Raw genomic sequence first — 13,460 nt, 5'->3', positions numbered from 1 at the left:
CTTATTTCCCTGCGCCTTCGAACCAGGCGACCAGCAGCGCCCGCTCCTTGTCGCTGATCTGGGTGATGTTGGCCGGTGGCATGGCGTGGCTGCGCCCGGCCTGCAGATAGATCTCGCGGGCATGCTCGGCAATGCCGGCATCGGTGTCGAGCATCACGCCCTTGGGCGCGTGGTAGATGCCTTCGTAGACCGGCTCGGCGGCATGGCACATCGAGCAGCGGCCAAGCACCGTGTCGCGCACCGCCGGGAAATGCGACGAGGCGATATAGACCTCCGCCGCGGCGGATGCCTTGGGCTCGCCGGTCAGTATCTTCGGCGCCGTCGACAGCCAGATGATGATGAGGAATAGCACGGCAGCCGCCATCCAGGTCCAGTGCGGATTGCCGGCACGTTTATGCACAGTGTTGAAATAGTGCCGGATCAGCACGCCGATGATGAACACCAGCGAGGCGATGACCCAGTTGAACTCAGTGCCAAACGCCAGCGGATAGTGGTTCGACAGCATCAGGAACAGCACGGGCAGCGTCAGGTAGTTGTTGTGCAGCGAGCGCTGCTTGGCGATCTTGCCGTATTTGGGGTCGGGCTTGCGGCCGGCGATCAGGTCGGCGACGACGATCTTCTGGTTGGGAATGATCACCATGAAGACGTTGGCCGACATGATCGTGGCGGTGATGGCGCCAAGATGCAGGAAGGCGGCGCGGCCGGTGAACAGATGCGTCAGCCCCCAGGCGATGAACACCAGCACGCCGTAGAGCACCAGCATCAGGCCGGTGTCGCTTTTGCCGAGCGGCGAGCGGCAGAGCAGATCATAGACCACCCAGCCGACGCCGATCGTGGCCATCGACAACAGGATGCCGACGGGCACCGACATGGGCAGAACGTTGGGATCGATCAGGAACAGGTCCGCGCCGGCATAGTAGACCACGCACAGCATGGCGAAGCCGGACAGCCAGGTGGCGTAGGATTCCCATTTGAACCAGGTCAGGTGCTCCGGCATTTCGGCCGGCGCCACCAGATATTTCTGGATGTGGTAGAAGCCGCCGCCATGCACCTGCCATTCCTCGCCAAAGGCGCCGACCGGCATGCCGGGGCGCTGGCGCAGGCCAAGATCGAGCGCGACGAAATAGAACGACGAGCCGATCCAGGCGATGCCGGTGATGACGTGCAGCCAGCGCACGGCAAAGCTCAGCCAGTCCCAGAAAATCGCGAAATCCATCATTTGAAATCGTCCCTGCCGATCGGGTGACTTTACGGTGTGGTACGCAAACGAAAAGAGGCGAGGTGTACGATGACTTTCAAAAAAAAATGGAAAATACTAAGCTTACCCTACGCAGCCACATAAAGAGCCACGAACCAGCATGGCCTATCTCGACAACATCGCCGTCTTCGTTCGCGTCGTCGAGCTTGGCAATCTGTCGGCGGCGGGCCGCGACATGCGCATTTCGCCGGCGGTCGCCTCCAATCGCATCAAGGAGCTGGAAAAGCACCTTGGCGTGCGGCTGTTCAACCGCACCACACGGCAGTTGATGCCGACCGAGCATGGCAATGTGTTCTATTCGGGCGCAAAGCAGGTGCTGGAGGCGATCACCGAAGCGGAAGCCGCGGTCTCCGCACTTTCCGGTCAGCCGCGCGGCACCATCCGGGTCACCGCGCCGCTCGGCCTCGGCCGCCGGCTGGTGGCCTCGGGCATTCCGGACTTCCACGACAAATACCCCGATATCGAGGTGCGGCTGAGGCTCTCCGACCACAATATCGACATCATGAAGGAAGGCATCGACGTCGCCTTCAAGCTTGGCATCATCGAAGATTCCAGCTTGCGCATGCGCGGCATCATGGAATGCGAGCGGGTGCTGGTGGCGGCGCCGAAATATCTCGAGGCGCGCGGCGAACCGGTGGAGCCGCAGGAATTGATCGGCAAGAAGCACGACTGCCTGATGCTGCGTTATTCCGGCGCGCGCGAATATGTCTGGACGCTGCAGACGCCGAACGGCCCGCAGAAATTCGAGGTGCACGGCCCCTACGACACCGACGATGGCGACGTGCTGACCGGCTGGGCGCTGTCGGGACGCGGCATCATCAACAAGCCGCGCTTCGAGGTCGAACCGTTTATCCGCGACCAGCGGCTGAAGGTCATCCTGGCCAGCACGCCGCCGACGCCGGTGCAGTTCGCCGCCGTCTATCCGCACAAGAAGCTGCAGGACCCGAAGGTGCGGCTGCTGCTCGACTTCATGGCCGAGCGCTGCCAGCGGCTGATCAAGGACCTTCTGGCCGGCAAATAGGCTGGCCGGCACGTGATGGGCTGTTGGCCCAGTCGCAAGGGTTGCCTTACACGCAGGCGACCTTAGGTTTGCATACTCCGCCTCGATGGCCCCGCGCCGACTGACGAGCAAACCACAATGCATCTCGCCGTTTCGCTCAACATTGCTTCCGGGCAGCCGCTCGCGTTCAGCGACCTCGCCAGCTTTGCCAAGCAGGCGGAGGCTGTCGGGCTGGACGTGATTATCCTCGATGATACCGTGCGGGACAGCGGCGGATCGGAGAGCCCTTTCGAAGCGACGACCTTGCTGGCGGCGCTGGCGACGGTGACGAGCAGGATCGGTCTTGTCGCAACCGCCTCGACCGTGGCCCACCAGCCCTATAATCTGGCGCGCCGTTTTGCTTCGCTTGATGTCATCAGCCACGGCCGCGCCGGCTGGCGCGCGACCATGGCGCAGGCGCCCGGCGAAGCTGGCAATCTCAGCCGTCCCGAGGGGTTTTCCGCCGCCGATTTTCGTCGCCGCACCGAAGAGTATATCGGCATCGTCCAGGGCCTGTGGCAGGGCTGGGATGCGGATGCGCTGCTGTTCGACAAGGTCGGCGGCCACTTCCACGATCCCAGCAAGATGCATCTGCTCGACCACAAGGGCGAGTTCTTCTCGGTGCGCGGACCGCTGAACGTCGCGCGCTCGCCGCAGGATACGCCAGTGCTGGTGCTGTCGGATGTGTCGGAGGGCGATCTTGATCTTGCTTCCCGCACCGCCGATGTCGTCTTGCTGGACGAGGCTGAAGACACCAAGGCGCACTACGACGACCTCAAGCGCCGCGTCGCCGCATGCGGGCGCGATCCTGATGCAGTGAAGGCGCTTGTGAACGTCAGCGCCAATGGACCGGATATCAGTCCCGATAGGTTGGAAGAGCTGTTCCGCTCGAAAAGCTGCGACGGGTTTAACATCGCGACGCCGCCTTCCGCGCTCGACGGTTTCGTCGGCCGCGTGCTGCCCGAATTGCAGCGGCGCGGCCTTGTCCGGCGGGATTATCCCGGAACGACATTGCGCTCGCATCTCGGACTTGCTGGAGCAGCGCAATGAACCGCAAGATGAAGCTCGGCGCCTTCCTGTGGGCGACGGGCCATCACATCGCCGCCTGGCGCCATCCCAAGGCGCATGTCACGGCCGGCATCGACATCGACCACTACATCCAGCTGGCGCGCACGGCGGAAGCGGCAAAATTCGACATGATCTTCTGCGAGGACGCCGCCGGTCTGCGCGAAGCCAATGTCGGCATCGCCAGCCAGACCTCGCGCTCGATCGGCTTCGAACCGATCAGCCTGCTGTCGGCGCTCGCCGTCCAGACCAGCCGCATCGGCCTCGTCTCCACGGCCTCGACCAGCTACAACGAACCCTATGGCCTGTCGCGCACCTTCCTGTCGCTCGATCACTTAAGCGGCGGCCGGGCCGGCTGGAACCTGGTCACATCGGCCAGCCCCATCGAAGCCGCCAATTTCGGCGCGACGGGCCTCAAACCCCACGCCGACCGCTATGAGCGGGCGCGTGAGTTTGCCGAGGTGGTGACCGGACTTTGGCAAGGCGGCAGCTTTCCCGGCCATGACGGCCAGAGTTTCTCGGTACGCGACCCGCTCGACCTGCCGCGCTCGCCGCAGGGCGCACCGGTGATGGTACAGGCCGGCGCCTCGGATGTCGGCCGCGACCTGGCTGCCCGCACCGCCGATGTGGTGTTCACGGCGGCGCAGACCCTCGAAGAGGCGAAGGCCTTCTACGACGACCTCAAGGGCCGCATGGCGGCCTATGGCCGCGAGCCCGACGACATCAAGATCATGCCTGGCGTGTCGCCCGTGGTGGCGGAAACCGAGGCTGAGGCGCGGGAGAAACATGAGGAATTGCAGGCGCTGATTCCCGACGATGTCGGCGTCGCACTGCTGTCCAGCTATCTCAGCATTTCGGACCTGCATCGCTACCCGATCGATGGACCTATGCCGGAACTGCCGGAGACCGAGGGCATGAAAAGCCGCCAGGCGCTGGTTGTCGAGCAATCGCGCCGCGACGGCCTTTCCATCCGCCAGCTTGCCCGTCATTTCGCCGGCGCGCGCGGCCATTGGCGTATCGTCGGTACCCCGGCGCAGATCGCCGACGAGTTGCAGGCGCGGTTTGAAGGCGGCGGGGCCGACGGCTTCAATGTCATGCCGTCATATTTCCCCGGCGAGCTCGATGCGTTCGCCACGCTGGTGGTGCCGGAACTGCAGCGGCGTGGCCTGTTCCGCCGGGAGTACGAGGGTAGCACTCTACGCGAGCATCTGGGGTTGAAGCGGCCGGCGTAGCTGTGGCGAAAAGTTAGCCGACTATTTCTTTGTCTCGTTGGACCGGATGGTCGATATTTGACGTCGCGTTGTGAACGACCAGCGCCGTCATGATCTCGGCCGCCGCCAGCGCTGCGATCACCGGTGGGCGCTTGTCCTTGACCCCGTCGCCGCCGATCGGCGAGACGAGGCGGGCGAACTCAGCCTCCGTGCCCTCCGCCGATTTCAGGAACCAGTTCCTGAACGTCGCCTTCTTGGTCTTGGAGCCGATCATGCCGACATAGGCCGCATCGTCGCGCTTGAGCGCCTCAGCAACGATGAGGAAATCGAGCGCGTGGTCGTGGGTGAGGATGGCGAAGGCGGCGCCGGCAGGCGCTTTGCGTATCTCGGCCTCCGGCATCGGCGTCAGTCGCGTCTCGACGTTTTCAGGCATGCCTTCCAGCGCTTCGGCCCGCGTCTCGATGACGGCGCCGTGCACAGGAAGAAGTGCGATGGTCGAGGCCAGCGCCTGGCCGACATGGCCACCGCCGAAAATATAGACATGCGGCAGGTGGGCTTCCTCGGCTTCCGCCGCTGCAACCAGTTCTTGCGCCAGCGTCGCATCGACCAGCCTGATCAACACCTCGACGCGGCCGCCGCAGCACTGGCCGATTTCGGGGCCTAGCGGCACGTCGAGCGTGGCGCAGACTTCATCGACCTCGATGCGGGCTTCTTCACCCTCCCCCTCGTGGGGAGGGTCGGACGCAGTCGTCCGGGGCGGGGGTCCTTCGAGCGCCGCACCCCCACCCCGGCCGGCTTTGCCGGCCGACCCTCCCCACAAGGGGGAGGGTGAAGACCCAACCATCTGCCTGGCCTTGTCGATGGCCATATACTCAAGCTGACCGCCGCCGATCGTGCCGAAAATCGCCGCCTGCGAGACGAGCATGAAGGCGCCCTTCTCGCGCGGCGTCGAGCCTTTGGTGCCGGCCACTTCGACCAGAGCAAGCCGGCCGGCGCTGCCGAGAAAGGCTTTCAAGCTTTGCACTTTCGAGTTCATCGTCTGCATTCCCACCTGGGAAACATAGCATTTCCGGGCCGGATTTGCACGTTCTGGCTCGATCAGGCCGATTTGGCGGCTCTCAGCCGCTCGATCGCCATCAGCACGCGTTCGGGCGTTGCCGGCGCGTCGAGGCGCGGACAAATCTTGTGGTCGGCCACACTTGCCACCGCATCCGACAATGCGTGCAACACCGACATGCCGAGCGGGAAGGGCGGTTCGCCAACCGCCTTGGAGCGGTGCACCGTCGGCTCGTTGGCCTCCGGCCAGTCGGCCAGCGTGACGTTGAAGATTTTCGGCCGGTCGGATGCCAGCGGGATCTTGTAAGTCGACGGCGCGTGGGTGCGCAGCCGGCCCTTGTCATCCCACCACAGCTCCTCCGTCGTCAGCCACCCCATGCCCTGGATGAAGCCGCCCTCGATCTGGCCAATGTCGATGGCGCGGTTCAACGAGCGGCCGGTGTCGTGCAAGATGTCGGTGCGCTCGACGACATATTCGCCGGTCAGCGTGTCGACCGAGACTTCCGAGCACGAGGCGCCATAGGCGAAATAATAGAAGGGACGGCCCTCGCCCTTGTCGCGATTCCAGTGGATTTTCGGCGTCTTGTAAAAACCTGCCGCCGACAGCTGGATACGGGCCATATAGGCCTGCTTGACGAGGTCGGCGAAAGCGATCTCCTGGTTGCCGATGCGCACGCGGTTGGGCAGGAACAGCACCTGGTCGCGCGGCACCTGGTATTTTTCGGCGGCGAAATCGGTCAGCCGGTTCTTGATCTGGCGGGCGCCGTTCTGCGCCGCCATGCCGTTGAGGTCGGTGCCGGACGACGCCGCGGTGGCTGAGGTGTTGGGCACCTTACCGGTGGTCGTGGCAGTGATCTTGACCTGGTCGAGGTCGATCTGGAACTCCTCCGCCACCACCTGCGCCACCTTGACGTAGAGGCCTTGCCCCATCTCGGTGCCGCCATGGTTCAGGTGCACCGAACCGTCGGTGTAGACATGGACCAGTGCGCCGGCCTGGTTGTAGTGCGTGGCCGTGAACGAGATGCCGAATTTCACCGGCGTCAGTGCCAGGCCGCGCTTGACGAAGCGGCTGTTGGCGTTGAAGGCCTGAATGATGCGGCGGCGGCTTGCATAGTCCGCGCTCGCCTCCAGTTCGGCGACGATGCGATGGACGATGTTGTCCTCGACCGTCTGGTGATAGGGCGTGACGTTTCGATCCGACGTGCCATAGAAATTCTGCTTGCGGATCTCGAGCGGGTCCTTGCCGACGGCAAAGGCGACCTCATCGATGACCCGTTCGGCGCCGACCATGCCTTGCGGGCCGCCGAAGCCGCGAAACGCGGTGTTCGACACGGTGTTGGTGTAGAGCGGCGCCGACTGCGCATGCACGGCCGGCCAGAAATAGGTGTTGTCGCAGTGGAACAGCGCGCGGTCGGTAACCGGGCCGGACAGGTCCGACGAAAAACCGCAGCGCGCCGCAAACATGAAATCGACGCCCAAAATGTTGCCAGCTTCATCGAAGCCGACCTCGTAGTCGACGAGGAAATCATGGCGCTTGCCGGTGGCGGTCATGTCGTCGTCGCGGTCTGGCCGGATTTTGACCGCGCGATGGTGTTTCTTCGCGGCGATCGCCGCCAATGCCGCAAACTGGTTGCCTTGCGTTTCCTTGCCGCCGAAGCCGCCGCCCATCCGGCGGATTTCCACCGTGATGGCGTTGCTCGGCACGCCCAGCGCGTGGCTCACCATATGCTGCACTTCGCTCGGATGCTGGGTCGAGGAATAGATGGTGACGTCCTGGTCTTCGCCCGGAATGGCCACCGCGATATGGCCTTCGAGATAGAAATGCTCCTGGCCGCCAATGCGCATCTTGCCCTTCAGCCGGCGCGGCGCCGCCTTGATCGCGGCAGCGGCATCGCCGCGCTTCAACGTCAGCGGCGGGGTAACCAATTTGTCCTTGCGCGGATCGAGATCGCCAATGTCGGTGACGAAGGGCAGTTGGCTGTATTCGACCTTGGCCAGCCGGGTGGCGCGGCGCGCCTCCTCGCGCGTCCTGGCAATGACGCAGAAAATCGGCTGGCCGTAAAACTGCACCTTGTCGTCGGCCAGCACCGGCTCGTCGTGACGGCCGGTCGGCGAGATATCATTTTCGCCCGGAACGTCTTTTGCTGTCAGCACATCGACAACCCCTGGCGCTGCGCGTACGGCGGACAAGTCCATTTTGGTGATCGTCGCATGCGTTGCCGAGGACAGGCCGAGGCAGCCATGCAGCATGCCGGCCGGTTCCGGCATGTCGTCGATATAGACGGCGCTGCCGCTGACATGCTTGTGCGCGGAATCATGGCGCTGATCGGTGGCGACGCCGCCGGCAATCTTCTGCGCCTTGAGGTTGGGAGAAGCGTGCTTGTTCATCAGGCCGCCTCGTTCCGCGCTACTTGGATCGGCGCCTTTGTGCCGCTGGTCTCGGCAAAGAAGCGCAGCAAAAGGTTCTTCGCCGCCAGCGCCCGGTATTCGGCCGATGCGCGCATGTCGGTCAGCGGGGTGAAATCGCCGGCATATTTGGCCATCGCGGCTTCCACCGTCGCTTCCGTCCACGGCTTGCCGAGCAGCGCCTTTTCGACACCGAAAGCCCGCTTCGGCGTTGCCGCCATGCCGCCATAGGCGATGCAGATATCGGCCACCGTACCGTCCTTGGCGAGGTCGAGGAAAAAGGCACCGAGGACCGCGGTGATGTCCTCGTCGCGGCGCTTGGTGATTTTGTAGACGGCAAACTTTGTCCCTTTGGCCGGCACAGGAACATGCACGGCCTCGACGAATTCGCCCAGCTGCCGGTCCTGCTTGCCATAGGCGATGAAGAAATCCTCAAGTGCGATGGTGCGCCGCTTCTTGCCCCGGCGCAGCGTCAGCTGGGCGCCAAGCGCGATCAAGGGCGGCGGCGTGTCGCCGATCGGCGAACCATTGGCGATGTTGCCGCCGATCGTGCCCATGTTGCGCACCTGCTCGCCGCCGATGCGGTCGAACAATGGCCCCAGAGCCGGGATGCGCTTGGCCAGTGTCGCGAAGGCGTCGGTGTAGGTGACGCCGGCGCCGACGGTGATGACGTCATTGTCTTCCGAGATGTCGCACAGCCCGTCAAGATTGCCGATAAAAACCACCGGCGAAATATCGCGCATGTGCTTGGTGACCCAGAGGCCGACATCGGTCGAGCCGGCGACAACCGTGGCGCCGGGCTCCTTGTCCAGCACGGCAGCGAAATCGTCGGCATTGGCCGGCACCACCAGCCGCTGCTTGCCGGAGCCGATTTCGACACGCGAGCCGTCATGCATGGCCTCGAGCCTTGCCGTGATGGCCTTGCGCTCGGCCGCCAATGGATCCTTTGCCGCCTTGCCGTAGCTGGAGATGGCGTGCGCGGCGCGCATGATCGCCTCATAGCCGGTGCAGCGGCAGAGATTGCCTTGCAGCGCCTTTTCGATCGCCGCGTTCGACGGGTCCGGCGACCTCATCCACAGACCGTAGAGCGACATGACGAAGCCCGGCGTGCAGAAGCCGCATTGCGAGCCATGGAAATCGACCATCGCTTGCTGCACCGGATGCAACTGGCCGGGCGCACCACGCAGATGCTCGACCGTCACCACATGGGTGCCGTCGAGCGAGCCGAGGAAGCGGATGCAGGCATTGACGCTTTCATAAACCAGCTTGCCGGCGGACAGTTTTCCGACCAGCACTGTGCAGGCGCCGCAATCGCCTTCGGCGCAGCCTTCCTTGGTGCCGCGCAGTGAACGCTCGAGCCGCAGCCAGTCGAGCAAGGTCGCATCGGGCGCCACCGACGACAGAGCAACGTCGCTGCCATTCAGGATGAAGCGGATGTCGTTGCGGATAGTGATCTTGGCCATGCGTCAGCTCCCCCTGTAGGTCGAATAGCCATAGGGAGAGATAAGCAATGGCACGTGATAATGCACGGTTGCGGCCATGCCGAAGCGGATCGGCACGCTGTCGAGGAAGGCCGGTTCGGGCAGTTTCGTGCCTTGGCCGCGCAGATAGTCGCCGGCGGCGAAGACCAGTTCGTATTCGCCGAGGCGGAATTCCGGTCCTGCCAGCAGCGGCGCATCGCAGCGGCCGTCGGCATTTGTGACAACGGTCTTCAGATGTGTCCGCGCCTCGCCCTCAAGGTGATACAGCGCGATCGACAGGCCCGCCGCCGGTTTGCCGGTCGCGGTGTCGAGCACATGCGTCGTCAGACGTCCGCCATCGGCTTTCGACGTTTCTGCCACTGGCGCCTCCCATTTCGGTACAGTCGAACAAAGCAATGAATTGTGCGCCAATTAAAGGCGATGCATAAGTCCCGGTCGAGCGGAGCGGCACAAAAACACTTTCAAAAATTTCGGGGGAATGCGCAGGCAGCCCTTTCGACTATCCTGATCACAACTTCTGGCGGTGTCCGGCAGGGAGGGGCAATGCGTTACTCTAGAGACATGCGCGGCTATGGAGCCAATCCGCCGGATCCGAAATGGCCCGGCGGCGCGCATGTCGCGGTGCAGTTCGTCGTCAATTACGAGGAAGGCGGCGAGAATTGCGTGCTGCACGGCGACAAGGCCTCGGAAGCCTTCCTGTCGGAAATCGTCGGTGCCGCCCCCTGGGTCGGCCAGCGCCACTGGAACATGGAATCGATCTACGAATATGGCGCGCGGGCCGGTTTCTGGCGGCTGTTGCGCCTATTCAGTGAGGCGCAAGTGCCGGTGACCTGCTACGGCGTCGCCTCGGCCCTCGCCCGCTCGCCGGACCAGGTGGCGGCGATGCAGGAGGCCGGCTGGGAAATGGCCTCGCACGGGCTGAAATGGATCGACTATCGCGACCACAGCGCCGAGGACGAGCGCCGCGACCTCGAAGCGGCGATCAAGCTGCACTACGAGGTGACGGGCCAGCGCCCGACCGGCTGGTACACCGGCCGCACCTCGGTCAACACGGTGCGGTTGGTCGCCGAAGAGGGCGGCTTCGACTATGTCTCGGATACTTATGACGACGAATTGCCCTACTGGTTCGAGCACGCCGGCGGCGCGCAGCTCGTCATACCCTACACGCTCGACGCCAACGACATGCGCTTCGCCACGCCGCAGGGCTTCAATTCCGGCGACCAGTTCTTTGCCTATCTCAAGGATAGTTTCGACACGCTCTATGCCGAGGGCAAAGCCGGGCGGCCGCGCATGATGAACATCGGCCTGCATTGTCGGCTTGTCGGCCGCCCCGGCCGCGTGGCCGCGCTGAAGCGCTTCGTCGACTATGTAAAGTCGCACGACAAGGTCTGGCTGGCGCGGCGCATCGACATCGCCCGGCACTGGCAGGAGCACCATCCTTACCAGCCGGCGGCGCTGAAACCCTCGAAGATGGAATTCGAAACCTTCGTCCACACATTCGGCGGCGTATTCGAACATTCGCCATGGATCGCCGAGCGCGCCTTTGAACTGGAGCTCGGACCTGCGCATGACAGCGCCGGCGGCCTGCATAATGCGCTCTGCCGAGTCTTCCGCGCCGCCAGCGAGGCCGAACGGCTCGGCGTGCTCAACGCCCATCCAGATCTCGCCGGCAAACTGGCCAAGGCCAAACGCCTGACGGCGGAATCGACGCGGGAACAGGCCTCCGCCGGCCTCGATGCGCTGACCGACAAGGAGCGCGAGCTTTTTTCCAAGCTCAACGCCGCTTACGTCACCACCTTTGGTTTCCCCTTCATCATCGCGGTGCGGGGCAAGACCAAGGAGGAAATCCTCGCCGACTTCGAGGCGCGCATCGGCAACAGCCGTGGCGTCGAACTCGATACCGCCTGCAAACAGGTTGAGCGCATCGCGCTGCTCCGCCTGAAAGACATGCTCCCGCTTTAATGACTGAGGGTCAGGACCCCATGGATATGATCAAGACTGACCAGAAAACCTATTATGCGCCGCATGGCGGCCATCCTGGCCAAAATGAGCTTTTGACAGGTCGCGCTGTCTTCACCGAGGCCTATGCCGTCATCCCCAAAGGGGTGATGCAGGACATCGTCACCAGCCCGCTGCCTTTCTGGGACAAGACCAGGGCCTGGATCATCGCGAGGCCGCTGTCGGGTTTCGCCGAGACATTTTCGCAGTACATCGTCGAGGTTCTGCCTGGCGGCGGCAGCGACCGGCCGGAACTGGACGCCGGCGCCGAGGGCGTGCTGTTCGTGGTCGAGGGCGAGTTGACCGTTTCGCTCGACGGCAAGAAGCACATGCTTCAAGCTGGCGGCTTTGCCTTCCTGCCGCCGGCCAGCGGCTGGACGGTGCGCAACGAAGGTCGCGACGCCGTGCGTTTCCACTGGATCAGGAAGGCCTATGAGGCCGTCGACGGCATCGACGTGCCGGAGGCCTTTTTCAGCAGCGACCAGCAAGTGGCGCCGACGCCGATGCCTGGCACCGAGGGCCGCTGGGCCACGACCCGTTTCGTCGACCCGGCCGACATGCGCCACGACATGCATGTCACCATCGTCACGCTCGAGCCGGGCGCCGTCATTCCGTTCGCCGAGACCCATGTCATGGAGCACGGGCTCTATGTCTTGGAAGGCAAGGCCGTCTACCGCCTCAACCAGGACTGGGTCGAGGTCGAGGCCGGCGACTTCATGTGGCTGCGCGCCTTCTGCCCGCAGGCCTGCTATGCCGGCGGCCCAGGCAAATTCCGCTATCTGCTCTACAAGGATGTCAACCGGCACGCCAAGCTCGGCGGGGCGGGCATTGGCGGTCGCGCGCGGTGACCCGTATCGTCGCGCGGCCGCTGACCCGCGAAAGCTTTGCCGGCTTTGGTGACGTGCTCGACATGGGCGGGGACAACCACTACCCGATCAATGGCGGCAGGACCGAGCGCTACCATGATCTCGCCACCGCTGAAGCCGCGGGACCGAATGCCCGCGTGCTGATCTCGATGGCGCGCGGCACGCCCTACGAACTGCCGCTGAAGCTGACTATGGTCGAGCGCCACCCGTTCGGCAGCCAGGCCTTCATCCCGCTGTCATCGCGGCCTTTCCTGGTCGTCGTCTGCCATGACGGCAAGGATGGTCCCGGCGAGCCGCACGCCTTCATCACCGCGCCCGGGCAAGGCATCAACTATCCGCGTAATCTCTGGCATGGCGTGCTGACGCCGCTTGGTGAAGCCCAGGATTTCGTCATTGTCGACCGTGGCGGCGACGGCTCCAACCTCGAAGAGTTCCACTTCTCGCACCCCTACGAGATCCATCTCCCCGACGAGAACCATCAATGACCGACATATCGCTGATCGACCGCCTGCTCGATGTCATCGAGCACGACATCGTACCCAAGACGGCCGACGGCGTTGCCCATGGCAACAAGCTGTTCGGCGCCGCGATCCTGCGGAAAAGGGATCGCTCGCTGGTGCTGGCCGAGACCAACAACGAGATGGAAAACCCGCTCTGGCATGGCGAAGTGCACTGCCTGAAGCGTTTTTATGAAATGCCCAGGGCGGAGCGGGTCGACACCAAGGACGCCATCTTCATCGCAACGCACGAGCCCTGTTCGCTCTGCCTGTCGGCGATCACCTGGACCGGCTTCGACAATTTCTACTATTTGTTCAGCCACGAGGATTCGCGGGACAGCTTTGCCATCCCGCATGACCTGAAGATCCTGAAAGAGGTCTTCACCCTCGATCCCGGCGGCTACAACGCCGAGAACGCCTATTGGAAGAGCTTTTCGATCCGCCGTCTGGTGCGGGCGCTGCCCGAGGACGAGCGCAGCCGGCTGGAGGCGCGGATCGACAACATTTCCGCCCGCTACGACGAGCTTTCCGGTGTCTATCAGGAGAGCAAGGCCGAGAACGACATTCCGCTGAACTGAGGTCG

12 protein-coding genes are annotated in these 13,460 nt (G+C 63.8%); 7 read left to right on the top strand and 5 right to left on the bottom strand.

Annotated features, from left to right (window positions below):
- Position 1 precedes the first annotated feature (1 nt).
- Positions 2-1,219, bottom strand: coding sequence for a urate hydroxylase PuuD (locus AC1DYC_RS24275; protein WP_477410324.1), 1,218 nt, complete (start codon positions 1,217-1,219; stop codon positions 2-4).
- A 139-nt stretch (positions 1,220-1,358) separates the two neighbouring features.
- Between AC1DYC_RS24275 and AC1DYC_RS24270 the strand changes: the two genes are divergently transcribed.
- The 3 genes from AC1DYC_RS24270 to AC1DYC_RS24260 all read left to right on the top strand — a co-directional run bounded on the left by AC1DYC_RS24270 (position 1,359) and on the right by AC1DYC_RS24260 (position 4,594).
- On the top strand, positions 1,359-2,279 hold the full coding sequence (locus AC1DYC_RS24270) for a LysR family transcriptional regulator (RefSeq protein WP_477410323.1): 921 nt from the start codon (positions 1,359-1,361) through the stop codon (positions 2,277-2,279).
- Positions 2,280-2,396: 117 nt separating this feature from the next.
- Positions 2,397-3,347: an LLM class flavin-dependent oxidoreductase gene (locus AC1DYC_RS24265; RefSeq protein WP_477410322.1), complete on the top strand. Its 951-nt coding sequence runs from the start codon at positions 2,397-2,399 to the stop codon at positions 3,345-3,347.
- Positions 3,344-4,594 (top strand): LLM class flavin-dependent oxidoreductase, encoded by a 1,251-nt coding sequence (locus AC1DYC_RS24260; RefSeq protein ID WP_477410321.1) that lies wholly within the window; start codon positions 3,344-3,346, stop codon positions 4,592-4,594. Before AC1DYC_RS24265 ends, AC1DYC_RS24260 begins: the two co-directional genes overlap by 4 nt.
- A 13-nt stretch (positions 4,595-4,607) precedes the next feature.
- On the opposite strand, the gene xdhC is transcribed toward AC1DYC_RS24260, so the two are convergent.
- From xdhC to uraH, 4 genes are all read right to left on the bottom strand, one after another.
- Positions 4,608-5,609, bottom strand: coding sequence for a xanthine dehydrogenase accessory protein XdhC (xdhC, locus tag AC1DYC_RS24255; RefSeq protein ID WP_477410320.1), 1,002 nt, complete (start codon positions 5,607-5,609; stop codon positions 4,608-4,610).
- Between the two features lie 62 nt (positions 5,610-5,671).
- A complete protein-coding gene (xdhB, locus tag AC1DYC_RS24250; protein ID WP_477410319.1) occupies positions 5,672-8,017 on the bottom strand; it encodes a xanthine dehydrogenase molybdopterin binding subunit in 2,346 nt (781 codons plus the stop codon).
- Entirely contained in the window at positions 8,017-9,498 is a 1,482-nt protein-coding gene (gene xdhA, locus AC1DYC_RS24245) for a xanthine dehydrogenase small subunit (RefSeq protein ID WP_477410318.1), read from the bottom strand. Before xdhA ends, xdhB begins: the two co-directional genes overlap by 1 nt.
- A 3-nt stretch (positions 9,499-9,501) precedes the next feature.
- Entirely contained in the window at positions 9,502-9,876 is a 375-nt protein-coding gene (gene uraH, locus AC1DYC_RS24240; RefSeq protein WP_477410317.1) for a hydroxyisourate hydrolase, read from the bottom strand.
- Positions 9,877-10,059: 183 nt separating this feature from the next.
- On the opposite strand from uraH, the gene puuE reads away from it, so the two are divergent.
- The 4 genes from puuE to AC1DYC_RS24220 are packed head-to-tail and all read left to right on the top strand — an operon-like array spanning position 10,060 to position 13,455.
- The gene (puuE, locus tag AC1DYC_RS24235; RefSeq protein WP_477410316.1) at positions 10,060-11,478 is read left to right on the top strand and encodes an allantoinase PuuE; all 1,419 of its coding nucleotides are present in this window, start codon (positions 10,060-10,062) and stop codon (positions 11,476-11,478) included.
- 26 nt (positions 11,479-11,504) lie between these two features.
- The gene (locus tag AC1DYC_RS24230; protein WP_477410315.1) at positions 11,505-12,362 is read left to right on the top strand and encodes a bifunctional allantoicase/(S)-ureidoglycine aminohydrolase; all 858 of its coding nucleotides are present in this window, start codon (positions 11,505-11,507) and stop codon (positions 12,360-12,362) included.
- Positions 12,359-12,865 carry an ureidoglycolate lyase gene (locus AC1DYC_RS24225; RefSeq protein WP_477410314.1) on the top strand — a complete coding sequence of 169 codons (507 nt, stop codon included), beginning with the start codon at positions 12,359-12,361 and terminating at the stop codon, positions 12,863-12,865. Before AC1DYC_RS24230 ends, AC1DYC_RS24225 begins: the two co-directional genes overlap by 4 nt.
- Positions 12,862-13,455 carry a nucleoside deaminase gene (locus tag AC1DYC_RS24220; RefSeq protein ID WP_477410313.1) on the top strand — a complete coding sequence of 198 codons (594 nt, stop codon included), beginning with the start codon at positions 12,862-12,864 and terminating at the stop codon, positions 13,453-13,455. The genes AC1DYC_RS24225 and AC1DYC_RS24220 overlap by 4 nt, the downstream gene beginning before the upstream one ends.
- The last annotated feature ends 5 nt before the right edge of the window (positions 13,456-13,460 follow it).

Source organism: Mesorhizobium sp. P2_E7 (assembly GCF_056403855.1).
This window is presented reverse-complemented; position numbering and strand designations above follow the sequence as displayed.